Source organism: Bradyrhizobium sp. 160, assembly GCF_023073735.1.
Classification (GTDB): Bacteria; Pseudomonadota; Alphaproteobacteria; order Rhizobiales; family Xanthobacteraceae; genus Bradyrhizobium.
On the sequence record NZ_JADPKD010000071.1, the window covers coordinates 25,524 to 50,347 of the forward strand.

Annotated in this window: 23 protein-coding genes and 1 pseudogene; 11 read left to right on the forward strand and 13 right to left on the reverse strand. The window is 65.0% G+C overall.

The window, feature by feature from the left end; genetic code table 11:
- Nucleotides 1-677 precede the first annotated feature (677 nt).
- Nucleotides 678-1,121, reverse strand: a complete 444-nt coding sequence (locus tag IVA98_RS30915) for a hypothetical protein (protein ID WP_247356164.1) — start codon at nt 1,119-1,121, stop codon at nt 678-680.
- Between the two features lie 431 nt (nt 1,122-1,552).
- On the opposite strand from IVA98_RS30915, the gene IVA98_RS30920 reads away from it, so the two are divergent.
- Both IVA98_RS30920 and IVA98_RS30925 read left to right on the forward strand, forming a co-directional pair.
- Complete coding sequence (locus tag IVA98_RS30920; RefSeq protein WP_247298992.1) at nt 1,553-2,224, forward strand: response regulator; 672 nt, start codon at nt 1,553-1,555, stop codon at nt 2,222-2,224.
- Nucleotides 2,221-4,137 carry a sensor histidine kinase gene (locus IVA98_RS30925; RefSeq protein WP_247298990.1) on the forward strand — a complete coding sequence of 639 codons (1,917 nt, stop codon included), beginning with the start codon at nt 2,221-2,223 and terminating at the stop codon, nt 4,135-4,137. The genes IVA98_RS30920 and IVA98_RS30925 overlap by 4 nt, the downstream gene beginning before the upstream one ends.
- A gap of 135 nt (nt 4,138-4,272) precedes the next feature.
- Here the strand turns inward: IVA98_RS30925 and IVA98_RS30930 are convergent, their stop codons facing one another.
- Entirely contained in the window at nt 4,273-4,563 is a 291-nt protein-coding gene (locus IVA98_RS30930; protein WP_247298988.1) for a hypothetical protein, read from the reverse strand.
- 234 nt (nt 4,564-4,797) lie between these two features.
- Here IVA98_RS30930 and IVA98_RS30935 point away from each other — a divergent pair, with 234 nt between their 5' ends.
- On the forward strand, nt 4,798-5,022 hold the full coding sequence (locus IVA98_RS30935) for a hypothetical protein (protein ID WP_247298986.1): 225 nt from the start codon (nt 4,798-4,800) through the stop codon (nt 5,020-5,022).
- A gap of 65 nt (nt 5,023-5,087) precedes the next feature.
- Here IVA98_RS30935 and IVA98_RS30940 read toward each other — a convergent pair whose 3' ends face one another.
- The 4 genes from IVA98_RS30940 to IVA98_RS30955 all read right to left on the reverse strand — a co-directional run bounded on the left by IVA98_RS30940 (nt 5,088) and on the right by IVA98_RS30955 (nt 8,063).
- Nucleotides 5,088-5,771 (reverse strand): hypothetical protein, encoded by a 684-nt coding sequence (locus IVA98_RS30940; protein ID WP_247298985.1) that lies wholly within the window; start codon nt 5,769-5,771, stop codon nt 5,088-5,090.
- 84 nt (nt 5,772-5,855) lie between these two features.
- Complete coding sequence (locus IVA98_RS30945; protein ID WP_247298983.1) at nt 5,856-6,566, reverse strand: hypothetical protein; 711 nt, start codon at nt 6,564-6,566, stop codon at nt 5,856-5,858.
- 132 nt (nt 6,567-6,698) lie between these two features.
- Nucleotides 6,699-6,947 (reverse strand): hypothetical protein, encoded by a 249-nt coding sequence (locus IVA98_RS30950; RefSeq protein ID WP_247298982.1) that lies wholly within the window; start codon nt 6,945-6,947, stop codon nt 6,699-6,701.
- Nucleotides 6,948-7,097: 150 nt separating this feature from the next.
- Complete coding sequence (locus IVA98_RS30955; RefSeq protein WP_247356165.1) at nt 7,098-8,063, reverse strand: NAD(P)H-dependent flavin oxidoreductase; 966 nt, start codon at nt 8,061-8,063, stop codon at nt 7,098-7,100.
- A 103-nt stretch (nt 8,064-8,166) separates the two neighbouring features.
- Between IVA98_RS30955 and IVA98_RS30960 the strand changes: the two genes are divergently transcribed.
- Entirely contained in the window at nt 8,167-9,729 is a 1,563-nt protein-coding gene (locus IVA98_RS30960; protein ID WP_247332628.1) for an AMP-binding protein, read from the forward strand.
- Between the two features lie 65 nt (nt 9,730-9,794).
- On the opposite strand, the gene IVA98_RS30965 is transcribed toward IVA98_RS30960, so the two are convergent.
- The 7 genes from IVA98_RS30965 to IVA98_RS30995 form a co-directional block, all read right to left on the reverse strand.
- Nucleotides 9,795-10,568, reverse strand: coding sequence for a thioesterase family protein (locus tag IVA98_RS30965; RefSeq protein WP_247298978.1), 774 nt, complete (start codon nt 10,566-10,568; stop codon nt 9,795-9,797).
- Nucleotides 10,569-10,590: 22 nt separating this feature from the next.
- Nucleotides 10,591-11,559, reverse strand: a complete 969-nt coding sequence (locus tag IVA98_RS30970; RefSeq protein WP_247298976.1) for an NAD(P)H-dependent flavin oxidoreductase — start codon at nt 11,557-11,559, stop codon at nt 10,591-10,593.
- A gap of 210 nt (nt 11,560-11,769) precedes the next feature.
- The gene (locus IVA98_RS30975; protein ID WP_247278944.1) at nt 11,770-13,170 is read right to left on the reverse strand and encodes an aspartate ammonia-lyase; all 1,401 of its coding nucleotides are present in this window, start codon (nt 13,168-13,170) and stop codon (nt 11,770-11,772) included.
- 37 nt (nt 13,171-13,207) lie between these two features.
- Nucleotides 13,208-13,744 carry a hypothetical protein gene (locus IVA98_RS30980; protein WP_247298974.1) on the reverse strand — a complete coding sequence of 179 codons (537 nt, stop codon included), beginning with the start codon at nt 13,742-13,744 and terminating at the stop codon, nt 13,208-13,210.
- A gap of 48 nt (nt 13,745-13,792) precedes the next feature.
- Nucleotides 13,793-14,395, reverse strand: a complete 603-nt coding sequence (locus tag IVA98_RS30985; protein WP_247298972.1) for a YqaA family protein — start codon at nt 14,393-14,395, stop codon at nt 13,793-13,795.
- 46 nt (nt 14,396-14,441) lie between these two features.
- Nucleotides 14,442-14,846 carry a phosphoribosyl-ATP diphosphatase gene (gene hisE, locus IVA98_RS30990; protein ID WP_247298970.1) on the reverse strand — a complete coding sequence of 135 codons (405 nt, stop codon included), beginning with the start codon at nt 14,844-14,846 and terminating at the stop codon, nt 14,442-14,444.
- Between the two features lie 115 nt (nt 14,847-14,961).
- Nucleotides 14,962-15,330 carry a hypothetical protein gene (locus IVA98_RS30995; protein WP_247332631.1) on the reverse strand — a complete coding sequence of 123 codons (369 nt, stop codon included), beginning with the start codon at nt 15,328-15,330 and terminating at the stop codon, nt 14,962-14,964.
- A 227-nt stretch (nt 15,331-15,557) separates the two neighbouring features.
- On the opposite strand from IVA98_RS30995, the pseudogene IVA98_RS31000 reads away from it, so the two are divergent.
- From IVA98_RS31000 to IVA98_RS31030, 7 genes and pseudogenes are all read left to right on the forward strand, one after another.
- Nucleotides 15,558-16,482 (forward strand): annotated as a pseudogene (locus IVA98_RS31000) (ABC transporter substrate-binding protein).
- A gap of 82 nt (nt 16,483-16,564) precedes the next feature.
- Nucleotides 16,565-18,361 (forward strand): glucan ABC transporter ATP-binding protein/ permease, encoded by a 1,797-nt coding sequence (locus IVA98_RS31005; RefSeq protein WP_247298965.1) that lies wholly within the window; start codon nt 16,565-16,567, stop codon nt 18,359-18,361.
- Nucleotides 18,362-18,550: 189 nt separating this feature from the next.
- A complete protein-coding gene (locus IVA98_RS31010) occupies nt 18,551-20,044 on the forward strand; it encodes a D-alanyl-D-alanine carboxypeptidase family protein (protein WP_247356166.1) in 1,494 nt (497 codons plus the stop codon).
- 190 nt (nt 20,045-20,234) lie between these two features.
- Complete coding sequence (locus IVA98_RS31015; RefSeq protein ID WP_247298961.1) at nt 20,235-21,920, forward strand: long-chain fatty acid--CoA ligase; 1,686 nt, start codon at nt 20,235-20,237, stop codon at nt 21,918-21,920.
- 14 nt (nt 21,921-21,934) lie between these two features.
- Entirely contained in the window at nt 21,935-22,489 is a 555-nt protein-coding gene (locus tag IVA98_RS31020; RefSeq protein WP_247298959.1) for a DUF924 family protein, read from the forward strand.
- A gap of 107 nt (nt 22,490-22,596) precedes the next feature.
- Nucleotides 22,597-23,082, forward strand: a complete 486-nt coding sequence (locus tag IVA98_RS31025; protein WP_247278954.1) for a peroxiredoxin — start codon at nt 22,597-22,599, stop codon at nt 23,080-23,082.
- A 139-nt stretch (nt 23,083-23,221) separates the two neighbouring features.
- On the forward strand, nt 23,222-24,694 hold the full coding sequence (locus tag IVA98_RS31030) for an amidase (RefSeq protein ID WP_247356167.1): 1,473 nt from the start codon (nt 23,222-23,224) through the stop codon (nt 24,692-24,694).
- The last annotated feature ends 130 nt before the right edge of the window (nt 24,695-24,824 follow it).

Here is a 24,824-nt window from a genome sequence, read left to right on the forward strand (position 1 = left end):
ATGCCATTGCAAGGTCTGGCGCCGGACCGGCCGGCCCTCGTGGCAACAATGGCTATGGCAACGGCGCCCGACGGCAGCCCCAACGGCAAGGACGATAGCAATTTTTGAGCCGGCGCACACTCGCCGGAAGGAGACACAATGCAGTCCAGGCGCCGCGACGTTGATTGGCACTTCGCCTCTTTCATCGTTTCGCTAATCTGGCTTGCGATCGTTGCTGCCGGGCTTCTCGCTGTGCTTTTCCGAGGGCACTCCTGAATTCCGGACCTCCGCAGCCTAAACGATCTTGCAGCGGCGAGTTTAGCTGTTGTGTGCGGTTTGGTAATCCCTCATGCTGCGCTAAGGCGGCGGAGGAGTCGCCGTGTAAAACGCTGATCCTCGTTGTCGGGTCGAACCCACCCAGAAGTAGTGAACGAAGCACTTACCGGTGCTGGGACCGCCGCTGCAATCATCTGACTGGCCCACCTGAAACATGCCCACGCATGGTAACGATCTCTGTTTTTAGGGGTAGTGCGGAAATTGGCGGCGCCCAGCCAAACCGACGCGAATGACCCTAAGCTGACTCACGCTGCGCAAGGCTAGGAGCCAGGGATGGCCCTGACGGCAGTGCAGGATGTTTCTGCTTTCCGTGGAGCCATCTGAACTGAAACGTTCGCCCCAACCCGGAGCCGACTTTTGCTTCAGCGCCAACCCGCTGCTATCGCCACGCTGCTGCAATATGCCGAGGTCTCACCCGACCGCCAGCCAACAAGGCGTCCGGCTTCCTTGCATTCCTCGTAGCTCCTGTAGTTGCCGATGTTGCGGCACGTTGCCGAGTACACGCCGCCCGAAACGTTGCAGCCAACCCAGGGCTTGTCGCCCGATTTGAAGCTCGATTGGCAGCCGCCGACGCAGTTGTTGGTGGTAGCGGCGAGCTTAGCAAGCTTGGCGGCATCCGAATTCGGCGCGGCTGTTGCCGAGGCAGGAGAGATGGAGGCGGACCTGCTGCTGCGGGCGACCACACGATGCGCAGGCTTAGACCGCATTATCTGCTTGGGCGCTTCGACGGTGACGATTGGAAGATGAATGTCGGCTCCGGGCGGCGTCGGTTGCGACATGGCCGTGCCGCCAAAGGCGCACAGCATCAGCGTGATTGACGAGACGGCGAAAGCGGGCCGCGCAACCCTGTGCAGCGACAACCTCATCACTACGTCCTCCTCGAAGCGGGACGGTCAATTCCGTCCCCGCGTGACGATACCATCTTCGCATTGAAGCTGAAGCATTATATTTGCACAACCGACCTTCATTCGGATGTCCGGTTGTGGCCCAACTCGGACGTCTGGTGAGCTGCCGGAATGGGCCGGTGCCAGAGGCAGAGCGGACCGCATCCGCGGCCTGAGCGCAGCGCGGATGATGAGCACGCGCTCTGGCTTAGACGCAATCCCAAAACCGCCTATCTGCGCCTGACGCGCGACCGAGTTATTGCCGCCCCCATGATTATGGGTGTCACGCCGTCCGTGCTGCGGTTAGACTTGCCTCGCGCCGCGGGGGACACGCGGGTCGCGGGACGATAAACATGAGCGAACAGGGCGAGACGGGTGAGGCCATCACCATCCTCCTCGTCGAGGACGACGCGCCGACCTGCTGGCGGCTCCACGACGCGCTGGTCAAGGCCGGCTACGAGGTGCGCAGTGCCGGCACGCTCGGAGAAGCTCGCTCCGCGTTCGGGATGGCGGCGCCTCGGGTGCTGCTGACCGACCTCAGGCTTCCCGACGGCCACGGCATCGAGCTGATTCGCGAAACCCGGCAGCGCTTTCCCGACAGCGAGATCATGGTGATCTCCGCGCTCGGCGACGAGGAAAGCGTGATCTCGGCGATCACCGTCGGTGCCACCGGCTATCTGCTTAAGGATGCCTTTCCGACCGACATCGCCACCACCGTGCGCGATCTGGTCGCCGGCCATTCGCCGATCTCGGCCTCGATCGCCCGTTTCATCGTCCGGCGTACGCAGAGTTCGGCGGAGCCCTCGCCCGGCCCCCTGCTCAACACGGCTAAGCTGACCCCGCGGGAGATCGACATCCTCTGGGGCATTGCCAAAGGCTTCAGCTACGCCGAGATCGCGAGCCATCTCGGCCTGTCCAGGCAGACCGTGCCGGGCCACATCAAGAACATCTATCGCAAGCTCGAGGTGCACACCCGCAGCGAGGCGGTGTTCGAAGCCGTGCAGCAGGGCTTGATTAAGCTGTGAGCGAGATCGCGGCGAAGACGCTCACGCGGCCGCGGCGCCGGCTGATTGCGTCGCGCCTCGTGCCCTATCTGCTGCTCCAGGCCCTGATCGTCATCGTCACCATCCTTGGGCTCCGGCTGCTGCAACCCAGCGATCCCGAAGACTTCGCCGTGAACGATTTCTCGGCGCGCGAGGATGGCACGATGCGGGCGGTGACGCTGCCGCATTTCACCGCATCGCGCTATTCGCTGGCCGACCCACCGCTCTACACCGCCACCTTCACATTCCGGCGGAGCGATGTGGGATCAGGATGGTCGGTGTATCTGCCGCGGTTCAGCAACGCGGTGGAGGTCGCCGTCAACGGCGTCGTGGTGCTGGATTCCCGGCGTGACGCCAATGCCAACCGGCCGGACCGCAACACGCCGCAGATCGCGGCGATTCCGTCCGCGCTGCTGCGCGAGGGCGCCAACGACATCACGGTGCGGCTGTTCGTATGGGGGCCGCTGAAGGGCTTTCTCGACACCGTCTATGTCGGACCGGACGCCGCCTTGCGTCCAGCCTACGAGACGCGCGCGTTGCTGTTCGTCACGCTGCCGGTCGTGTTCTCCGCCTGGCAATCGATTCTCGCGGTCATCCTTGCGATCATGTGGTTGATGCGGCGCCACGAGCCGGTTTACGGCGTGCTGGCGGTGGCGATGGTGCTCGGCGTGGTGCAGGCATTCGTGCCCCCACCGGTGCCGCCGGCCACCACGTCGCGGCTCGCCGCCGTGCTATTGGCATCCGCACCGATGGAGAGCGCGCTGATCGTCGTGTTCGGCATGCTGTTCTTCGGCTGGCGCTGGCCGCGCTACGGCACGCTGCTGTTCGTGCCGGGCCTCATCGTGTTCGTGGTCGGGCTGATCGGGGGCCCGCCGCTGCCGCGCATACTCTTTCTGGTGCTCGGCATTCCCACGGTCGGGCTTTGCCTGTTCCTGATGGCGTGCGTGACCGCAGCCGCAGTGGTCCGGCGCCAGGACGCGGCAAGCTTCACGATTGGCTGCGCCGTGACCATCGTGCTGGTCTGCTGGGTCCAGGACATGCTCACGGTGCTCGAGATCGTGAGCAACGATCGCATCTTCGTCTCGCGCCTGTCCTACTCGGCGATGCTGGTTGCGATCGGCGCCGGGCTGACCTGGCGCTTTGCCCGCGCGCTGAACCAGGTCGACAGCTTTGCCGGCCAGCTCGTCGCACGGGTGGGCGAGGCCGAGGAGCGGCTGAAGGCGAGCTTTGCCCGCGAGGAGGCGCGCGCCCGCGCCGCCGCGCTCGCCAACGAGCGCACGCGGCTGATGCGGGACCTGCATGATGGCCTCGGCGGCCAGCTCGTCAGCATCGTCGCGCTCTCCGAGCGCGGCCACGAGGGCGCGACCATCACGGAGGCCGCTCGCGCAGCACTGAAAGATCTGCGTCTCGTCATCGATTCCATGGACGACATCGGCGGCGACCTGATGCTCGCGCTCGGCTCCTGGCGCGAGCGCGCGACGGCGCAATTGCGCCCGCACGACATCGCGCTCGACTGGCGCGTGGCAACGCCGCAGGGGCTGCCGCTGCATCCCGAACTGCGGCCATGGCACGTCATCCAGATCGTGCGCATCCTCGACGAGGCCGTGACCAACGCCGTCAAGCACGCAGAGGCGCGCCACATCGCGGTCAGCATCGAGACGCTCGACGACGGTCACGGGCCGTATGGCGTGATCAGCGTGACGGACGACGGCAAGGGTTTTGCGCGGGCCGACAATTGTGCGAGCGGCGGCCAGACCGCGCGGGGCTTGCGCAACATGCGGAGCCGCGCCGCACGCTGCGGCGCGGTGCTCGATCTGAGCTCGGACGCCTCAGGCACATGCGTGCGGCTGCAATTGCCGCAGCGCTTTCCGGACAGCGACGCGGCTGCGGGCTGAAAGGCCCCCTCACCGAACGTGTGGGGCGCACGGAGAGAGGGGACGGGCCGGGTGATTGGCTCTGCAGAGGACGGGGGTGTTCGTCCGCAGGGCTGTCGGCCCGAAGCAATGCAATCAAATCAACCGAATTGACGATCAGCGCACCCCAACGCGATTGACCGGGCCGCCGCGGTTCATCGGCGTTCCTGCGCGCACGCCGACACCGGGCGCGCCGACGCCGGGTGTCGCGGCCGCGGCCCGCGCAACCGGAGCTCCCGGCGCAACCACCACTGCCGCAGTCGGCCGCACCACGCAGCCCTTGGGCACGCCGACCGTCTTGCAATAGACCACGGCCTGTGCCGGGCTCGTGCCCAGCGACACCATCGCCGCACCCGCCAGCGCCATGATCGTCAGCCCGGCGCTCAGCGCTCCCGCTCTTTTCGACATCTTGCTCTCCCGCTCCCGTTCGGCGTCCCGGCGCAATCACCGGGTTTCGCAACCGACGTGCAGCTCAATGGCAAAAGAGCGCGCGTGGATACATGCCATGAAGATGGGGGTGCGGCGGCCGGAAGGGCGTACCCGGTGCCATGAACATGGCATGGACCTGCGCCCGGCTGTCGCGAGATCGTCCGGCCCGCTTGATCCCAGGCGGGACCAACGACAATCCCAAAGAGGTGCTTTATGAAGATTTCGGTTCTTGCCGCGCTGCTGCTCGCCGCCACCGCCGTGTCCGCCGCTGCGCAATCCGGTCCGACGCCGCAGGAGCAAATGGCCTGCCGCGGCGATGCCAGCAAATTCTGCGCCGAACATATCGGCAAGCCGCCGCAGATGAATGCCTGCCTGCGCCAGAACAAGACCAAGCTCTCCGACTCCTGCCGCAAGGTCGTGGAATCTCACGGCGGCTGAGCCGGCCCTCAAGTCCGGGAGCGCTCCAGCAGAGCGAACCCGGACCCGGTTTCGCGGATCATGTTTTAGTCGTCATCAGGCCCGAACAGCCTGATCTGCGGGAAGCCGCTGCGCGAACGGCCGGCATAGTCGCGCGCATCGGAATCTTCGCGGATATTGCGCGCGACGTCGTCCCAATCGGTGCGGTCGCGCAGGCCGCGCGGCTCGCGGGACTCGTAATAGTGGCGGCGCTCGGCCCAGCGTTCACGCCGCTCCATTCGGCGCCGTTCGGAGGCGGCGCGCTTCACGTCGGAATCCCGGGCCTTGGCATAGGCATTGTCCGGCGAGGCGGCCGGCTCTGTCGACGCCTGCTGCTCCGCAGGCTTGGGCGCGGCTGGTGCCGGCTTGGACTGTTCCTTGGGCGGCTCGACCGCGGCCGCTTGCGAAGGTCGCGGTGCCGGCGGTGCAGCGTTCGCTTGAGTGGTTTGCGTGTCGGGCTTGGCGGGTTCGGGCTTTGCTTCGGCCGGCGCGGCAATGATCGCGCCAAAAGCTTGCGAACCGGTGAGATAATTCACGCGCTCGGACGGTGCGTTGGTTGCTGCCGGCGCGCTGCCAGCTTCGGCGCGCTGCGCCATCTTGCTGGTATCCGGCCCCTGCTTGGGCGCGACCGGATTCATGATGTTGCCGGCGACGATGCCGCCGCCAAGGCCTATGGCGATGGCCGCGACTATGGTTCCGGCACCGACGAAATAGGCTGTCGAGGCGCGCATTGATCCACTCCCTCTTTGGGGCGAGCAACGCACGTTGATTGCCAGATGTTCCTGATCCGGAAGCAGTTCCCAAAGGAACTGACGTCAGATCTGCTGCGCGACCTTCTCCAGCCCGATGATGCGGGCGAGCTTGCGCACTTCCTCTTTCTGATCGTCACGCAGCTGGAACAGCAGCGGCATCGCGGCCGACTTCAACTGCTGGACCTCGTCGCAATTCGGATCGATCGGCACGCCCGGCGCATTCGGATTGGAGAGCTTGTTCGCCGAGATCTTGCGGACGACATTGCGGAGCGCCGTCTCGACCGAGGGCCAATAATATTCCTGCGACGAGGACAATTTCAGGCGATCCCTGATGCCCGCGATCTGTGCGTCGGACAGCAGCGAATAGGATTTCTGCGGCTGCGGCTTGGCCACGACTTTCGGCTTGGCGGGGACTTCGACGGCGGGAATCTCCGCTGCGGCGGGCGCCTGGCGCGCACTTGCCTTCGGCATCGGAAAATCGGAAGGCGTAGCGGCGGCAAAGGCCTGGCGCAGCGGCTCGGTCAGCACCGGAGCCTGGGCGAGCTTATCGGCGGCGACCTGCACCGGCTCGATCGCGGCCGAGGCCAGCGCCAGCGTTGGAACCAGACGGTCGGCCTTGGCGGCGCGGTTGGCCGCGAGCGGCTTGGCCGGAGGCGTCTGCGAGATCATCTCGGCGCTGACGCTAGGCACGCTGTCGCGCCCGAGAATGGCGGTGGTGGCAGCCCCGAGGACCAGGAAACAGGTCAGGACGACGATGGTGATGGCTTTGGACAAACGTCCCTCCGCGCCCGGCTTCAAGTCCACGTGATCAGTGCCCGGAAACTGGGCGATAATTAAGGCTCAACCGTGCCATTGCGGCGGCAATCGCGCGGACTACGGCGACATCGCCAGGGAAGCTCAAGAGAATCAGGCAGCTCGCGCCAGATCGTAGGCGTCCTGGATGTCGGCCACGATCTCGGAGGCCTCCCAGACCGCGCGCGGCTCAACCGATTGCAGCGTCACGGTCCAGTTGCCGCCCCGGCGGGTGCGGGGGACGCTGACGATGTCGAAGCGGACGTTGCGGCACAACGGGTGGCGAGCCAGCGCGTGGGCCACGCGAACGCGGATTTCGTCCAGCGTCGCGGCTGTCTTGCCGTTGAGATAGTTGAAGTCCATCGCCTGTCCCTTTCGGTCCTGATTGGCGGCCGTGAGCGGATTCTTGGCGGGCGATGGTTAATCTGCCGTTAAGTGAGCGGGACGGAAGAGCGCGGGATTAACCGTGATCGGGAGCCGGCGCCTCTCTATTTCTCCGGATTTGTACGGGGACTACCGCCCGCCGGCCTCCCGATATTCCGCGCGCGTCTGCGCAACGAGATCGCCCACCGCCACCACGTCGGTCACGCCCGACGTCGAGTGCCCACCACTCCAGATGTCGCGCCAGCGTTTTGGCCGGTTCTCGCGCGCGGCGACGTCGATGTCCTTGGCGATGTCGATCGCGCCGTGCGCCGGCAGGTCGTCGGGATCGAGACCTGCGGCCACGATCGACGGCCTCAGCATGCTGGTCTGCAGTCCCGTGAATGCGGTGGTGAGCAGGACGTCGTCGGCGCTGCTCTCGACCAGCATCCGCTTGTGGCGGTCATCCGCCATGCTCTCGCGCGTCGCGATGAACTTCGTGCCCATGTAGGCGAGATCGCAGCCGAGCACTTCGGCGGCATGCAGCGCGCGGCCGTCGCTGACGCCGCCCGCAAGCACGATGATGCCGTCGTAGAATGCGCGCACCGCGCGGACAAAGGCGAACGGGTTGAGCCAGCCGGTCTGCCCGCCGGCGCCTGCCGTGAGCAGCACCAGCCCGTCCACACCGGCTTCCGCTGCACGCTCGGCGTGGCGGATCGCGGCGACATCCGCCAACACCAATGCGCCGGCGTCATGCAGCGGCTTTGCGACCTGTGCGGGCGAGCCGACCGAGGTGATCACGATCTCCGGCCTGTGCCGCAGCAGTACGGCGATATCCTGCTCCAGCCGCGCGTTGGAACGGTGCACGATCAGATTCGGGCAAAGCGGCGCCGCCTTGCGCCCGGTTTGCTCTTCGTGCTGCCGTAACCTGGTTTCGATCGCGGTGAGCCATTCGTCGAGCTGTTCCGGGCTACGGCAATTCGCGCTGGGAAAGCTGCCGATCACGCCGTTGCGGCAGGCCGCGACCATCAGCTCGACCCCCGACACCAGGAACATCGGCGCCGCGATCAGCGGCAGAGCGAGACGATCGCGGAAACGTTGCAGTCGATCCGACGGCATGCATGCCTCCCTGCGCGGGCTTTGTCGTTCCATCCCGCATTCGCTGTGCTAGCGTCATCAGCAACATTGGCACGTCACAAAGCAACGAGGAAACAGGAAACATATGTCCGATCCGCTCCACGCATCGTCCCCGGCTTGTGCGCAGACCCTACGGGCACTGTCGCGCTATCCCGACCGCACCGCCTTCGCCTGGCCTGAGGGATCGCTGAGCTATCAGGGCACCATCGACCTGATCGGACGCATGCAGGCCGTGTTCATGCGGCTTGGATTGCAGCCCGGCGCGCGCGTCGCCTTCCTCACCGCCAACCGCGCCGACAGCTGGTGCGCGGGCGTTGCTGCGCAATTGGCGCAGCTCTGCATCACCTGGCTGCATCCTCTGGGATCGCTGGACGACCAGCTGTTTCAGCTCGAGGATTCCGAGGCCGAGATGCTGGTGGTCGATGCGGCCGCCTTCCGCAATCGCGGCGGCGAACTCGCCGCGAAGGCCGGCCGGCTCAAAGCGGTCTTCACCATGGGACCCGCGGACTACGGCGTCGACCTCTTGCAGGCGATCGAGATCGAGGGCCACGCCAGCGCGCTGTGCCTCGCCCGGCCCGACGATCTCGCCACGCTGAACTACACCGGCGGCACGACCGGTAAATCCAAGGGTGCGCTGCGCTATCACCGCGAGAACGCCGGAGCTGCCGGCGCGATCCTCGCCGACTTCGAGATCCCCGACGCCGCGCGCTATCTCACGGTCGCGCCGATCAGCCATGTCGCGGGCACGAAGGTGCTGCCGACCTTGATGCGCGGTGGCACCGTGCACATGCTCAAGAGTTTCGATCCCGAGGCCGTGCTGGCGACGATTGCGCGCGAGCGCATCAACTTCACGCTGCTCGTGCCGACCATGATCTATGTGCTGCTCGATCATCCCGCGCTCGGCAGGACCGATCTGTCTTCGCTCGAGCTGGTGCTTTATGGCGCCTCCGCGATGTCGCCGAGCCGGCTGGTCGAGGGCATCGAGCGCATCGGGCCGGTGTTCTCGCAGCTTTACGGGCAGACCGAATGCTATCCCGTCTCGGTGCTGCGCAAGGCGGATCACGATCCCAAGACACCGGAGCTGTTCCTGTCCTGTGGCTTCCCGATCGCGGCCTGCGAGGTCAAGATCCTCGACGACAACGACCAGGAGGTGAAGACGGGCGAGCCGGGCGAGATCTGCGTGCGCGCGCCGCACGTGATGGCGGAGTACTGGAAGCGGCCGGACATCACCGCCGAGACGCTGAAGAACGGCTGGGTCCACACCGGCGACATCGCGCGCATGGACGAGCGCGGCTACATGTTCATCCTCGACCGCAAGAAGGACATGATCGTCTCCGGCGGCTTCAACATCTTCCCGCGCGAGGTCGAAGACGTGCTGTCGCAGCATGCCGACGTCGCCATGGTTGCGGTCGTCGGCATTCCCGACGAGAAATGGGGCGAGGCCGTCACCGCCATCGTCGTGCCGCGCGAGGGTGCAAGGCCCGATCCGGACGAGCTGATCAACCTGGTGAAGACGCGCAAGGGCTCGGCGCACGCGCCCAAGCAGATCCAGTTCGTCAAGCAGCTGCCGATGACCGGCGTCGGCAAGGTCGACAAGAAGGTGCTGCGCGCCGGCTTCTGGAGCGGGCGCGACCGGTTGGTGGGGTGAGATGCGACGCACCGGCCCCGCCTTCGCGGAGCATGACAGCGGAGCTGAGGCGCGGGCTTGCCCCCTCACCGCTTGTCGATCACCAGGCTCTGCACCGCCCGGCCGAAATAGCCTTGCCGGTCCGCCAGCCGCGACATTGCCAACCCCGCGCCTCCTGGGCCGATCCAGGACTCGCCATCGAGCAGGATCCACTCGCCCACCGGCTGCCGCGACAAGCTCACGGTGAGATCGGCGTTGATGTAGGTCCAGGCGCGGAAGTCGAGCGTCGAGGCGGTGCCGTTGGAGAAGTCGGCGGCGACCACGGCTCGCATCGCCTGTGAGACTTCCTCGCCCGCGATCAGGGGATGATCGACACGAAACCAGATCGCGCCGGCGCCGGCCTGGCCGAACCGGCCGCGTGCCGCACGCATGGAGACCGCTCGCACGAACGGGCTGGTGGCGGCATGACCGTCCTCGACTAGGGAGTCCTCCGGCGATGGCAACGTGACCGGCAGCTCCTTGACGTCATCGGGCAGGCTCAGGGTCTGTCGCCTGATCTTGAGCACGGTGGCGCCGACAACCTGCACGCCGTCGGCGAGCAGCTTGATCCCGCAGAGCTGGATCTTGCGGCCCTCGCGCAAAACTTCGGTCGCAATCGTGAGCGGCGCGACCGGCACCGGACGCATCAGATCGATCGTGACGCGCGCGATGTCCATCGGAACAGGCGTCGGAATGCGCTCGGCCGCCCACGTCACCAGCGATGCCGGCGCCGAGCCGTGCTGCATGCGACGGTCCCAGGGTCCGGCGGCGTCCGGGCTGGTGACGACGCTGTTGCCGTCGACGCGGTAGATGGGAGGCATGCTGCACTCGAGCTCGGCGCGATTACAACGGCGGATCGATCGCTTCGTCGTATTCCTTCTTGAAGCGCGCGATCATTTCGGCGGCGGGCACGATGCCCTCGACGCTGCCGATGCCCTGGCCCGAGCCCCAGATCTCCTTCCAGGCCTTCGGCTTGGCGCGTTCGCCGGAGGCGTCGGTGCCGAAGTTCATCTTGGAGGGATCGGAGGTCGGCAGGCTGTCCGGATCCATTCCGGCGGCGAGGATCGAGGGTTTCAGATAATTGCCGTGCACCCCGGTGAACAGGTTGGAATAGACGATGTCGTCGGCGCTCGAGCCGGCGATCATCTCCTTGTACTTGTCGACGGCGTTGGCTTCCTTGGTCGCAATAAAGGCCGAGCCGATATAGGCGAAATCTGCACCGAGGATGCGCGCGGCGCGGATCGCCTTGCCGTTGCCGATCGCGCCCGACAGCGCGATCGGCCCGTCGAACCACTTTCGCGTCTCGGCGACGAAAGCCAGCGGCGAGATGGTGCCGGCATGGCCGCCGGCGCCGGCCGCGACCAGGATGAGGCCGTCGGCGCCCTTCTCGATCGCCTTGTGCGCGAATTTCTGGTTGATCACGTCGTGGAAGACGATGCCGCCCCAGCCGTGCACGGCCTGGTTCAGCTCCTCGCGCGCGCCGAGCGAGGAGATAATCATCGGCACCTTGTACTTGGCGCAGAGCTGCATGTCGTGATCGAGCCGGTTGTTCGACTTGTGCACGATCTGGTTAACTGCGAACGGCGCCGACGGCTTGTCGGGATGCGCGCGGTCATAGGCCGCGAGTTCCTCGGTGATCCGCGCCAGCCATTCATCGAGCAATTCCGGCGGCCGCGCGTTCAGCGCCGGAAACGAGCCGACCACACCCGCCTTGCACTGCGCGATCACGAGATCGGGCACCGAGATGATGAACAGCGGCGAACCGATCACCGGGATCGACAGGCGCCCCTTGAACAAGGCAGGCATGGACATTGCGGAACGGTCCTCTCTTGGCGGTCACACGGTTGGGATTATACCAACAAGGCAATCTTTCCACTGTCAAGTATTGCGTTTTGGCGCCGTGGCGAATGCCATTACCGCAATTCCAAGGCGCGGAATTCGCGCCTAAGTCAGTGCGAGCGCCGCGGAGCTTCGTCGCAAAGGCTCCTCAAAATGCAGGCGAGAGCTGCGGATGGCCGACAGCTACGAAATCAAATCCGGATTGATCAGCCGCTCGAACGAGAACATCTCGTCCCATTTCTCCTGCGTCAGCAGCCTGCGCTCGATCACCACGATCTGGTGCAGCGACTTGCCGCTCTTGTAGCCCTCGCGTGCGATCTCGGCGCATTGCTTGTAGCCGAGCAGGGGCTTCAGCACCGTGACGATACCGAGCGAGTTCAGCACCATGTTGCGGGTGTGCTCCTCGTTGGCAGTGATGCCGACGACGCAATTTTCGCGCAGGCTGTTGACCGCGCGCTCCATGGTGCGGATCGAGAAGAACAGCGCAAACGAGATCACCGGCTCCATCACGTTGAGCTGGAGCTGGCCGGCGCTTGCGGCCAGCGTCACGGTGGTGTCGAGACCGATGACCAGGAAGCTGGTCTGGTTGACCACCTCGGGGATGACGGGATTGACCTTGCCAGGCATGATCGAAGAGCCCGGCTGAAGCTGCGGCAGGTTGATCTCGTTGAAGCCCGCGCGCGGACCGGAGGCGAGCAGGCGGATGTCGTTGCAGATCTTCGTCAGCTTGCTGGCGGTGCGCTTGAGGACGCCCGAGAGCTGCACATAGGCGCCGGTGTCGGAGGTCGCCTCGACGAGATCGCCGGCGAGAACAAACTCGACGCCGGTCAGCGCGCTCAGGTGCCGGACCGCGAGCTTGGGATAGCCGACGGCGGCGGTGACGGAGGTGCCGATCGCAGTGGCGCCGAGATTGATCTCGCGCAGCAGCGCACGGGCCTCGGAGATGCGATCGACCTCCTCGCCGATCGTGGTGCCCCATCCCCGGAATTCGGCCCCCAGCGACATCGGCACCGCGTCCTGAAGATGCGTGCGGCCCATTTTCAGCACACGGTCGAATTCGCGGCCCTTGGCGAAGAAAGCTTCCTGGAGCTGGCGCAACGCCGTCATGTAGCTCTCGAGCCGCAGGATCAGCGCCAGGCGAAAGGCGGTCGGATAGGTGTCGTTGGTGGACTGGCCGTAATTGACGTGATCGTTGGGGCTGACGTGCTGGTAATCGCCCTTCGCAAAGCCAAGTGATTCCAGCGCGAGGTTGGCGATCACCTCATTGGCGTTCATGTTGGTCGATGTGCCAGCACCGCCCTGGATGAAGTCGGTGACGAACTGGTCCATCATGTCGCCGGCAATCACGCGGTCGCAGCCCAGGATGATCGCGTCCGCAACCTTGGCGTCGATCGCGCCGAGATCGCGATTGGCCATGGCGGCCGCCTTCTTCACGTAACCAAGCGCCTTCACGAAGTAAGGCTCCTGGTTCATCGGAATGCCGGTGATGTGGAAGTTCTCCTTCCCGCGGATGGTCTGGACGCCGTAATAAATGTCGTCGGCGATGTCACGCTGCCCGAGGAAGTCCTGCTCCGTGCGGCTCATAGGCGCTCCTTGTTGCATGCGCGCAACGTCGATCACGTCAGTTCTGGCATAGCGCGCTGGTCACGAAAGTATCGGTGCGGCAATCGTCCGGCTTGCGTTGCCGGCCCGGAATCAGGACCTTGGCCGAGCATTTCTCGGCGGAATCGGCGTTCAGGCTCTTGCCTTTCTTATAGCCCTTGCTCTGGCAGAGCTGGTCGGCAGCCTGCTTGCAGTCGGGCGCGCCGTTCGCGGAGGCCGGACAGGCCACGCGCCCCGAGACCATGGTGGACGGTTTCGTCAGTCGCGACAAATCGTTCATGGTCTCGCCCGGGCTTTTGATCGGCGGCAGGATCGAGGGCAGCTTGTCGAACAGCTTGCCCATTTCGTTGATCAGCCCGGGATTTTCCTCGCGCGCCGGCGGCGCCGAAGGAGCGGGCGTCGACGGCGGCGGCGCGGCCTGCGTCCCCTGCTCCTGGAGGCCGAGCGCGGGCGCAGCTTGCGTCCACGCCGGCGTGGCGGCACCAAGCAGGAGCCAAGGCACGACGAATATCAGCGTCCCCAGCCGCAGGACCGGATTGCCGGATCGACCCATCATGACGGCAACCGTAGCCGAAGCCGGCCCGGTGGCAAAGCCGCCGCACCCTTAGATCAACTTGATAGCGACGACGAAGCCGAGCACCAGCACGATCGCGCCGATCGCGACCCACAATCCGAGATGCTTCTCGATCCTGATCCGGATCCAATCGCCGTAGCGGTTGAGCAGGATCGCGACGACGAAGAAGCGCCCGCCCCGCGCGACGATCGAGCACAAGATGAACAGGACGATGTTGTAGCCGGCAAAGCCCGAGGTGATGGTGACGAGCTTGTAGGGGATCGGCGTCAGCCCCTTGAGCAGGATGATGATCGCACCCCATTCCGCATAGGAGGCGCGGAAGGCATCGACCTTGCCGCCGAGGCCATAGACCTGGATCAGCCATTGGCCGACCGAGTCGAACAGCAGCGCGCCGATGGCGTAGCCGACGATGCCGCCGAGCACCGAGGTCGCGGTGCAGATCGCCGCATAGACCCAGGCGCGCTGCGGGCGCGCCAGCGACATCGGGATCAGCATCACATCGGGCGGGACCGGAAAAAACGAGCTTTCGGCGAAGGACACGGCTCCCATGATCCAGAGCGCGTAGGGCTTGTGGGCGGCGTCGATGCACCAGTCGTAGATACGTTTCAGCATGGCGCCGCGATGAAGCACCATGGGACGGATTTGTCCATCGCGAGTTTTGTGACGTTTTCGCCGCGCTTTAATGGCGCTTGCGTGCGGCACGGCCCTCGAGCGCGACAATTGGCCGCCTTGAGGCAATGCGCGGTGACGCAACTTTGGGCAATTTCACCGCTGATTTCGGCAGCTTCTCGGCAATGCCGAGCATGTCTTCACGCCGCGTCATCTCCCGCCAGACGTCCTCGGGACGCACCCCGGCCGACGCCCACAGCACGGTAAGATTGTAGAGCAGATCGGCGCTCTCCCGGATCACGGCCTCGCTATCGCCATTGACCGCGTCGATCACGACCTCGATGGCCTCTTCGGCCAGTTTCTTCGCCATTTTGGAAGGGCCGCGCTGAAACAGCCGGGCCGTGCGCGATGTTGCCGGATCAAGATCTCTGGCCGCGAGCACAGCCAGATATAGCCGCTCAAGCGAATCACTCATGTACTCAAACTACTCTAAAGCAATGGCGAGCGCGTTAACGCCCGGCAATAAAAGCAACGACAGGCCGGCACAGCAAGCGCGACGGCCTGTCAGGGTTACGCACGGCGTCCGGCGGCTAGTAGCAGTTGGTGTAATAGCCTTGGCCGCAGAACTCGGACGGAGCCGTCCCGCCATAGCGCTGATATTGGTAGTTGGGGCCCGGACCATAATAGGGACCGTAAGCAGGGCGGCCGTAATAGACTGGCCCGCCGTAATAGCCATAACCCGGACCGTAGTCATAGGCATAGGCATCACGGGTGGCGGCAATGGCGAGACCTGTGCCGATGGCGGCCAAAGCTGCAGCTGCGGCCGCGCCGCCTCCGCCGCCATGCCAGTGGCGGCCGCCGGCGTATGAAGCGGTCGGAGCAATCGCGGTCAGCGCCAGCGCCGTCGCGGTGGCAAGAACGGCCTTTCGGCCCGCAAACGTGGAGAATCGCTCAATCATATCTTGGGCCCTCCTTTGGGACCTGGAATGGACGCCTGCGGACAGGCTCATGCCTCTCAAACCCGCATAACCTAAGTTGGGTTCCCCAACCCCAACACAAGCTGAATGGGGTTGCGTACGATGCCGCAATCGCCGCTCATCCGCCGTTCATGTTGGCGCGGAAAGACTGATCGCCAGCCGGCGCTGCGAGCGTCACGAACCATAACAATGCCGGACCAGCGCAACTGATGTCGGAATTCAAGACGATTGCTCTTCGTTGCCTGCTGGCTCTTTCGATTTCGCTTGCGACGCTGATTGCACGCGATGTGAGCGTGGCCGAGACCGCAGTCCCATCCGTTGCAATTCACTTCACCTTCGATCGTCCATTGGACGCGAGCATGGCGCCGTTCTTCCTGGCCGCAAAGGACGGCAGGTTCGGCGCCGAGCATCTCAGCGTGTCCTTCAACACCGCAGCCGGGTCGTCGGAAGCCCTCGCGCGCCTCGCCAAAGGCGACAGCGAGCTCGCGCTCGTCGACATCAACGAGCTGATCCGCTTTCGCGACAAGGACCATGCGGCCCCGATCAAGGCCGTGTTCGTGCTGTTCAACCGCGCGCCCTATGCGATCGTCGCGCGCAAGAGCCGCGGCATCCACCTCCTGTCCGATCTCGACGGCAAGACCGTCGGCGTCGCCGACAGCGACCTGTCGATGCGGCTGTGGCCGGCACTGGCGCAGCAGAACGGCATCAATGCATCGCGGGTCAAATTCCACAAGATCAGCGCGGCGGTGCGCGAGCCGATCCTCTCCGCGGGCCAGGTCGATGCGGTCGCCGGCTTCAGTTACCTGTCGGCCGTGAACCTGCGCGACCGCGGCGTGCCCGCAGCCGATCTCGTCGTGCTGCGCTATGCAGATTACGGCTGCGAAGCCTACGGCTTTGCCGTGGTGGTCAATCCCGCCTTCGCCGCAGCAGCTGGAGCGCCTGCGCACCGCCCTCGCCGACAACATCCTGACCGACGAGGTCAGGCGCAACGGCCTCGGCGGCGTCGACCCGGCGCGCCTCGAGCGCTCGATCGGCCAGGTCGCGCAGGACTTCAAATTCCGCAATCGACCGGCGGCGGCCGAGATCTTCGACGACCAATTCCTGCCGCCGCTGGCCGGCCGGGTGATCAACTGAGCAAAACTGAAAGCTTCCGCTGTATCTCGCGGGCATCCCTGCTTAGAATACGAAGTCCGTCTTCGCCGAGTTCCTCGCCCGCATGTCCATCCTCCGTCTCTACACCCGCGTTCTCGAGTTGCTCGGCAAGGAAGCGCGGCTGGGCTGGCTGCTCGCGATTGCCAATCTGCTGCTGGCGGGCTCGCAATTCGCCGAGCCCGTGCTGTTCGGCCGGATCATCGACGTGCTCTCGGGCAAGTCGGTGGCCGGCTCGAACTCGGCCTGGCCGTTCCTGGCCGCCTGGGTCGTGTTCGGGCTGTTCACCATCGCATGCAGCGCGCTCGTGGCCTTGCAGGCCGATCGGCTCTCGCACCGCCAGCGCCAGGCGGTGCTGACCGATTATTTCGAGCACATCCTGCAACTGCCGCTGACCTTCCACTCCGGCACCCATTCGGGCCGGCTGATGAAGGTGATGCTCAACGGCACTGACGCGCTGTGGCGGCTATGGCTCGGCTTCTTCCGCGAGCATTTTGCTGCGATCCTCTCGGTCGTGGTGCTGCTGCCGCTGTCGCTCTACCTGAACTGGCGGCTCGCGATCCTGCTGTTCGTGCTCTGCATTGTCTTCACCGCGCTGACGACCTTCGTGGTGCGCAAGACCTTCGGGATGCAGATGGAGGTCGAGGAACACTACAGCGAGCTGTCTGCGCGCGCCTCCGATGCGCTCGGCAACGTCGCGCTGGTGCAGAGCTTTGTCCGCGTCGAATCCGAGGTCAAAGGGCTGCGCTCCGTCGCCGACGAGCTGCTGGCCGCGCAGATGCCGGTGCTGTCATGGTGGGCGCTCGTCACCGTCATCACGCGCGCCTCGACCACCATCACGGTGCTCACGATCTTCACCATAGGTATCGCGCTGCACGACCGGGGGCTGACCTCCGTCGGCGAGATCGTGATGTTCGTGAGTTTCGCGACGATGCTGATCCAGAGGCTCGAACAGGTCGTGAGCTTCATCAACAGCGTGTTCATGGAGGCGCCACGACTGCGAGAATTCTTCAATGTGCTCGATGCCGTACCCGCCGTGCACGACCGCCCCGACGCGATCGATGCCGGCAGGCTCTCCGGCCTCGTCGAGTTCAACGACGTCACCTTCTCCTACGACGGCAAGCGCCCGGCGGTCGAGGACCTCTCGTTCACGGCGCTGCCCGGCCAGACCATCGCGCTGGTCGGTCCGACCGGCGCCGGCAAGTCGACCGCGATCGCGCTCTTGCACCGTGCCTTCGACCCGCAATCCGGCTTCATCCGGATCGACGGCATGGATGTACGCGGGATCACGCTGACATCGCTGCGGCGGAACATCGGCGTGGTGTTCCAGGAGGCGCTGCTGTTCAATCGCTCGATTGCGGAGAATCTGCTGGTCGGCAAGCCGGATGCGACCGAAGACGAGATGCGCAAGGCGGCCGAGCGCGCGCAGGCGCTCGACTTCATCGAGCGCAGCGGCGGCTTCGAGACCAATGCCGGCGAACGCGGCCGCATGCTCTCCGGCGGCGAGCGGCAGCGGCTGTCGATCGCCCGCGCGCTGCTGAAAGATCCGCCGATCCTGATCCTGGACGAGGCGACCAGCGCGCTCGACGCCGTTACCGAGGCCAAGGTGAATACCGCTCTCGACGAAGTGATGAAGGGCAGGACCACCTTCGTGATCGCCCACCGCCTCTCAACCATCCGCAACGCCACGCGGATCCTGGTGTTCGAGGCCGGCCGGGTGATCGAAAGCGGAACTTTCGATGAACTCGTGGCCAAAGGCGGCCATTTCGCCGAGCTCGCCAGGGCCCAGTTCATGGTTCAGGAAAACGCACGGGCCAGCGTGACGGCGGCGGAGACTGCCGCGACTGCGGTCAAATCCCCGTAGCAAGTCCCCATAGGACCGTCGAAATTCGGCCTACTTCATTGCGGAATACCGCACCGGTCCCCCTATTCTCGAGGCATCAGCCGGTATAGGTTTGCGACGCCGCAAGCGGCGGCGCTGGATTTCAAAACCGAACATCAGATCACGAGAACCGCCCGGAACCGGCGGGTCTCCAAGGACCGGAATCGGATAGTGCACCCCCTTCGCCCGCTGCTTCGCAAGTCGCTGTTCAACCTGTTCGCTGCGAGCCTCGCATGCGCCGCATTGCTCGCCCCGCGCGCGGCGAGTGCCGAAGCGCTGCTGCTGATCGAGGCCGACAGCGGCAAGGTGCTGCAGGCCGATAATGCGACCATTCCATGGTACCCCGCGTCCGTCACCAAGATCATGACCGCCTATGTGACGCTGAAGGCGGTCAAGGACGGCAGGCTCACGCTCGACACGCTGCTCACGGTGTCGCCGACGGCAGCATCGCAGTCGCCATCGAAGATGGGCTTCCGCCCGGGAACGCAGCTCACCGTCGACAACGCGCTGAAGATGATGATGGTCAAGTCGGCGAATGACATGGCCGTGGTGCTTGCCGAAGGCGTCGGCGGATCGATCGACGGCTTCTCCGCGATGATGAACGACACCGCGAAGAAGCTCGGCATGACGCAGACGAGCTACGTCAATCCGAACGGCCTGCCCGCCGACGGCCAGATCACCTCCGCGCGCGATCTCGGAATCCTGGCGCGCGCGTTCCTGCGCGACCTGCCGGAATACGAGTACTTCGTGCACATCCCGGCGATCCGCTTCGGCAAGCGCATCACCGGCAATTTCAACAAGCTGATCGGCCGCTATCCCGGCGCCGACGGTTTCAAGACCGGCTTCATCTGCGCCTCCGGCTACAATCTCGTGGCATCGGCCACGCGCAACGGTCGCCGGCTGATCGCGGTGGTGCTGGGCGCCAATTCCGGCACCGCGCGCGCGGTGAAGGCGGCGCAGTTGCTCGAGCGCGGCTTCGCTCAAGACAATCTCACCTGGCTGCGACCCTCGCTCGGCACCGTCGACAATCTCGTGCCGGTCGACGCCTCGCCGCCGAACCTGCGCGACGAGATGTGCGGGCCCAACCGCAAGCGGCCGGCCAGCGACGACGACGATGCGTTGATCGCGGCCAATGGCGGGGCGACCGGATCGGCATCGGCCACCGGCGGCGAAGCCCAGGTCACCTTCTTCACGGCCGGCCTTCAGCCGCCCCTGATCAAGGCCTCCGAGTTGATAGCCTCTGCTCCGGCGGCCACGGAGCCCGTGCTGGTCTATACCGGCCCGACTCGCACCGGCACGGCGCTGATCGCCGCCGTCGCGGCCGATGCCGACCAACAGACGGTGGCGAAGCCGCGTGGCAAGAAGTCGCGCGTCGCCAAGAAGCCTGACGCCGCCGACAAGCCGAAGGACGGGAATAAGGACGCGGGCAAGGAATCCAAGACGGCGGCGGCGAAGCCGGCTGCCAAGCCTGACGCCAAGAGCGATACCAAAAGCGACACCAAGGCCGCAGCCAAGCCGGCCGGGACCAAGCATGCCGCGGCCAAGCACGATGCGGCGGCGAAACCCGCCGAGAAACCGGCGCCAAGCGGCGATCAGGCTCCGAAGCCCGCCAAGCCCAAGGCCGCCACCAAGCCTGCCGCCACCAAGCCGGCCAACAACAGTTAACGGCCCCTCGGGGCTGGACCGCGCCCGCACTTCGCACCTGCGGCAGCGCGCTCAGTGATGATTCCGATAGCTACTCCCCGACCTTTGCAATAAGCCTCGACGGCTTGCCACCCGTTCCGGCAGGCTCGATACTGACGGCAATGAGGCAAGCCCGAGACACAACGGGCTCAGTTAGATGAGGGGAGTTTCCATGGAGCGCATCTGGCTCAAGCAATATCCGCCCGGCGTGCCCGCCGACATCGAGCCGACGCAATACGCATCGCTGGTCGACCTGCTGGAGGAGAGCTTCACCAGGTTCGCCGACCGCAAGGCGTTCATTTGCATGGACAAGTCGATCACCTATCGCGACCTCGACCAGATGTCGGTCGCGCTCGCCGCCTATTTGCAGGGCCGCGGGCTGCAGCGCGGCGCGCGGGTCGCCCTCATGATGCCGAACGTACTGCAATATCCGGTCGCGACCGCCGCCGTGCTGCGCGCCGGTTTCGCGGTGGTCAACGTCAATCCGCTCTATACTCCGCGCGAGCTCGAGCATCAGCTCAAGGATTCCGGCGCCGAGGCCATTATCGTGCTGGAGAATTTCGCCCACACGGTCGAGCAGGTGATCGCGAAGACACAGGTCAAGCACGTCATCGTCGCCAGCATGGGCGACCTGCTCGGTTTCAAGGGCGTGATCGTCAATCTCGTGGTCCGCCGCCTCAAGAAAATGGTACCGGCCTGGTCGCTGCCGGGCGCAGTGTCCTTCAACGACGCGCTCTCCGCCGGCCGCGGCATGACCTTCAGCAAGCCAAAACTCTCGCCGGGCGACGTCGCCTTCCTGCAATATACCGGCGGCACCACCGGCGTCTCCAAGGGCGCCACCCTGCTCCACCGCAACATCGTCGCCAACGTCTTGCAGAACGACGCCTGGCTCCAGCCGGCACTCGCCGCGCCGCCGCATGTCGATCAGCTCATGATCGTCTGTGCACTGCCGCTCTATCACATCTTCGCGTTGACGGCCTGCTACCTGCTCGCGGTGCGCGCCGGTGGCTGCAATCTGTTGATCCCCAATCCGCGCGACATCGCCGGTTTCGTCAAGGAGCTGGCGAAATACCAGGTCAACAGCTTCCCGGCCGTGAACACGCTCTACAACGGCCTGATGCATCATCCCGACTTCAAGAAGCTCGACTTCTCCAAGCTGAAGATCTCCAACGGCGGCGGCATGGCGGTGCAGCGCCCCGTCGCGGAGCAGTGGAAGGCGATCACCGGCTGCTTCATCGCCGAAGGCTACGGCCTGTCGGAGACCTCGCCGACGCTGACCTGCAACCCGGCGACGGCAACGGAGTTCTCGGGCACGATCGGCATCCCCGTGCCTTCGACCTGGATCTCGATCCGCGACGACGATGGCAACGAGGTCCCGCTCGGCCAGCCCGGCGAAATCTGCGCCAAGGGTCCGCAGGTGATGTCGGGCTATTGGAACAAGCCGGAGGAGACTGCCAAGGTGATGACCGCTGACGGATTTTTCCGCACCGGCGACATCGGCGTGATGGACGAGAAAGGCTACACCAAGATCGTCGATCGCAAGAAGGACATGATCCTGGTCTCCGGCTTCAACGTCTATCCCAACGAGATCGAGGAAGTCATCGCGACCCATCCGGGCGTGCTCGAATGCGCCGTGATCGGCATCCCCGATTCCAAATCGGGCGAAGCTGTGAAGGCCTTCGTGGTCAAGAAAGACCCCAACCTCACGGCCGAGGACGTGATCAAGTTCTGTCACGAGCAGCTCACCGGCTACAAGGTGCCCAAGCACATCGAATTCCGCACCGACTTGCCGAAGACCAATGTCGGCAAGATCCTGCGCCGGCAGCTCCGCGACGAGAAGAAGGCGGAGGCGGCGTAAGGCCGCTTTCATTCATGCTGGAGGTCGGCGACATCACGCCATCCGACGTTCTCGCCTTCTGGCGCGAGGCCGGCCGCGAGCGCTGGTATGAGCGCAACGACGCTTTCGACGCAGAGGTCAGGCGCCGCTTTCTCGGCCTGTGGCAGAAGGCGGCCGCCGGTGAGCTCGCATCATGGGAGACGAGCGACGAGGGCGCGCTCGCGCTGGTCATCGTGCTCGACCAGTTCCCCCGCAACATGTTCCGCGGCACGCCGCAAGCCTTTGCCAGCGATGCGCTGGCGCGCGATGTTGCCCGCCGCGCCATCGAAAGGGGCACAGATCGCAAGGTCGATCCCATCCTGCTCGAATTCCTCTATCTGCCCTTCATGCATTCCGAGCACCTGAGTGACCAGCTGCATTGCGTTGCGCTGTTTCAAAACACCGACAATGCCGAGAACCTGAAATACGCTCGCGAGCACGCCGACATCATCCAGCGTTTCGGCCGCTTCCCCCACCGCAATCGCCTTCTCGGCCGTGACACGACTGAGGAAGAGCAGGCCTTCCTCGACGGCGGCGGTTTTGCAGGCTGATGACATCACGGTGAACGACCGCGGCCTCGCCGCTTCCGCCGCCGGCAATATTGTGCAGGCCCGCGCCTCGGTCTAAAAGGCGGGACCGATATTCAGGGAGACTGACGATGACCATCCAAGTTGGCGACAAGCTGCCCGAGGCGAAATTCCGTGTGATGACGGCGGAAGGTCCGCAGGTGAAGACCACCGACGATATCTTCAAGGGCAAGAAGGTGGCGCTGTTCGCGGTGCCCGGCGCCTATACCGGCACCTGCCACAAGATGCATCTGCCGAGCATCTTCCTCAACGCCTACGCCATCAAGGACAAGGGCGTCGACACCATCGCCATCGTTTCCGTCAACGACGCCTTCGTCATGAACGCCTGGAAGCGCGACACCGACCAGCGCGACGAGGCCATCTTCCTCGCCGACGGCAATGCCGATTTCACCAAGGCGATCGGCATGGAGCTGGACGCCTCGGCTAACGGCCTTGGCATCCGCTCCAAGCGCTATTCGATGCTGGTCGAGGACGGCGTGGTGAAGAAGCTGAATCTCGAGGCTATGCCCGGCAAGGTCGAGGTCTCCGGCGGCGATACGCTGCTCGGCCAGCTGTAAGGCAGCCAACCCTTTCAGCCTATCTGATGCTGTCATGCCCCGCCACGGCGGGCATGACAGCGTCAACCGCGATCAAACAGCCGTTGCGGCATTGGGCCAAACTGCGCATCATCCTCCGAAATATGCACAGGAGCATGCCTTGGCCAAATCGCAATGGAGTTTCAAGACAGCAGTCGAGCTGTCGAGCGCGTTGACCACCAAAAAGGTCTCCGCGGTCGAGCTCACCCGGGACGCGATCGACCGCATCGAACGTCACGACGGCAAGATCAACGCGATCTGCGTGCGCGATTTTGATCGCGCGCTTGTTGCGGCGCGCGAGGCGGACGCCGCATTGGCGCGCGGCGAACGAAAACCCCTGCTGGGCCTGCCCGTCACGGTGAAAGAATCCTTCAACGTCGCCGGCCTGCCCACGACATGGGGCTGGACGCCGCAGAAGGATTTCAAGCCGGCGGAAGATGCACTGTCGATCACCCGGGTGAAAAACGCCGGCGGCATCATCCTCGGCAAGACCAACGTTCCCGTCGGCTTGGGGGATTGGCAGAGCTACAACGACATCTATGGCGTCACCAACAATCCCTTCGATCTCGGCCGCACGCCCGGCGGCTCATCGGGCGGCTCGTCTGCGGCGCTGGCGGCCGGCTATGGACCGCTCTCGCTCGGCTCCGACATCGGCGGCTCGCTGCGGGTGCCCGCCTTCCATTGCGGGGTCTATGCGCACAAGCCGACCTACAATCTCTGCCCGACGCGCGGCCATACGCCGCCGCCATTTCCCGCCATCCCGATGGAGCGCGACATGGCGGTGATCGGTCCGATGGCGCGGAGTGCGGCCGATCTGCCTCTGCTCCTGGAAGTGATGGCAGGGCCGGATCCGCTGGACCTCGGCATCGGATACAGGCTTGCGTTGCCGGAGACGCGACATCACACGCTGAAGGATTTCCGTGTGCTCGTGATTGACACTCACCCGTTGCTGCCGGCGAATGCCGACATTCGCGGCGCGATCGACAAGCTGGCGGGCCAATTGGCGAGCATGGGCGCCAGCGTCGCACGCGAGAGTCCGCTGTTTCCCGATTTTACGGAAGCCTCGCGCCTCTACATGCGCATGCTGATGAGCTTTCTCGGCGCGTTCTTTTCGCCGGACATTCTCGCCGGCGCACGTGCCGGAGCGGCGCAGCTCTCGCCAGAGGACAAGAGCCTTGCCGCCGAGCGGCTGCGCGGCATGACCTGCACGCATCAAGCCTGGGTGTTCGACGAGGGCGCCCGCGCCGGGCTGCGCGCGCAATGGCGGCAATTGTTCAGGACATTCGATGCGGTGATCTGTCCGATCATGCCGACACCGGCCTACCCGCATGATCATTCGCCGCAGCAGGAGACGCGCCGGATCAATATCGACGGCAAGGACTTTGCCTATCCGGACCAGCTTGCCTGGCCCGGCATCGCCACACTGACCGGCTTGCCCGCAACGGCCATTCCGCTCGGCCTGTCGAAGGACGGCCTGCCGGTGGGCGTGCAGATCATCGGGCCCTTCCTCGAGGATCGCACGCCGCTGAAGCTCGCCGAGCTGATCGAGCGCGAGTTCGGCGGGTTCGTGCCGCCGCCATTGTTCAATGACTAGTCGCTCTTGTCATTGCGAGGAGCTCTTGCGACGAAGATTCCATGGGGGTGGATAGCGACCAAGTCTGAGGCCAGACTGAGGTTGCATCCATTCAACCTGGAGACGACGATGTTGCTCGATCATCCTATCG

What these genes read in the sequence shown, in the direction of transcription:
- IVA98_RS30965 (WP_247298978.1), bottom strand. Translation starts at nt 10,568, where the DNA reads ATGCCTCCCATCTACCGCGTCGACGGCAACAGCGTCGTCACCAGCCCG.
- IVA98_RS30915 (WP_247356164.1), bottom strand. Translation starts at nt 1,121, where the DNA reads ATGCTGTGCGCCTTTGGCGGCACGGCCATGTCGCAACCGACGCCGCCC.
- IVA98_RS30935 (WP_247298986.1), top strand. Translation starts at nt 4,798, where the DNA reads ATGAAGATTTCGGTTCTTGCCGCGCTGCTGCTCGCCGCCACCGCCGTG.
- IVA98_RS30920 (WP_247298992.1), top strand. Translation starts at nt 1,553, where the DNA reads ATGAGCGAACAGGGCGAGACGGGTGAGGCCATCACCATCCTCCTCGTC.
- IVA98_RS30955 (WP_247356165.1), bottom strand. Translation starts at nt 8,063, where the DNA reads ATGCCGTCGGATCGACTGCAACGTTTCCGCGATCGTCTCGCTCTGCCG.
- IVA98_RS30975 (WP_247278944.1), bottom strand. Translation starts at nt 13,170, where the DNA reads ATGAGCCGCACGGAGCAGGACTTCCTCGGGCAGCGTGACATCGCCGAC.
- hisE (WP_247298970.1), bottom strand. Translation starts at nt 14,846, where the DNA reads ATGAGTGATTCGCTTGAGCGGCTATATCTGGCTGTGCTCGCGGCCAGA.
- IVA98_RS31025 (WP_247278954.1), top strand. Translation starts at nt 22,597, where the DNA reads ATGACCATCCAAGTTGGCGACAAGCTGCCCGAGGCGAAATTCCGTGTG.
- IVA98_RS30960 (WP_247332628.1), top strand. Translation starts at nt 8,167, where the DNA reads ATGTCCGATCCGCTCCACGCATCGTCCCCGGCTTGTGCGCAGACCCTA.
- IVA98_RS30930 (WP_247298988.1), bottom strand. Translation starts at nt 4,563, where the DNA reads ATGTCGAAAAGAGCGGGAGCGCTGAGCGCCGGGCTGACGATCATGGCG.
- IVA98_RS31015 (WP_247298961.1), top strand. Translation starts at nt 20,235, where the DNA reads ATGGAGCGCATCTGGCTCAAGCAATATCCGCCCGGCGTGCCCGCCGAC.
- IVA98_RS30970 (WP_247298976.1), bottom strand. Translation starts at nt 11,559, where the DNA reads ATGTCCATGCCTGCCTTGTTCAAGGGGCGCCTGTCGATCCCGGTGATC.
- IVA98_RS30940 (WP_247298985.1), bottom strand. Translation starts at nt 5,771, where the DNA reads ATGCGCGCCTCGACAGCCTATTTCGTCGGTGCCGGAACCATAGTCGCG.
- IVA98_RS31005 (WP_247298965.1), top strand. Translation starts at nt 16,565, where the DNA reads ATGTCCATCCTCCGTCTCTACACCCGCGTTCTCGAGTTGCTCGGCAAG.
- IVA98_RS30995 (WP_247332631.1), bottom strand. Translation starts at nt 15,330, where the DNA reads ATGATTGAGCGATTCTCCACGTTTGCGGGCCGAAAGGCCGTTCTTGCC.
- IVA98_RS30980 (WP_247298974.1), bottom strand. Translation starts at nt 13,744, where the DNA reads ATGATGGGTCGATCCGGCAATCCGGTCCTGCGGCTGGGGACGCTGATA.
- IVA98_RS30950 (WP_247298982.1), bottom strand. Translation starts at nt 6,947, where the DNA reads ATGGACTTCAACTATCTCAACGGCAAGACAGCCGCGACGCTGGACGAA.
- IVA98_RS31020 (WP_247298959.1), top strand. Translation starts at nt 21,935, where the DNA reads ATGCTGGAGGTCGGCGACATCACGCCATCCGACGTTCTCGCCTTCTGG.
- IVA98_RS30985 (WP_247298972.1), bottom strand. Translation starts at nt 14,395, where the DNA reads ATGGTGCTTCATCGCGGCGCCATGCTGAAACGTATCTACGACTGGTGC.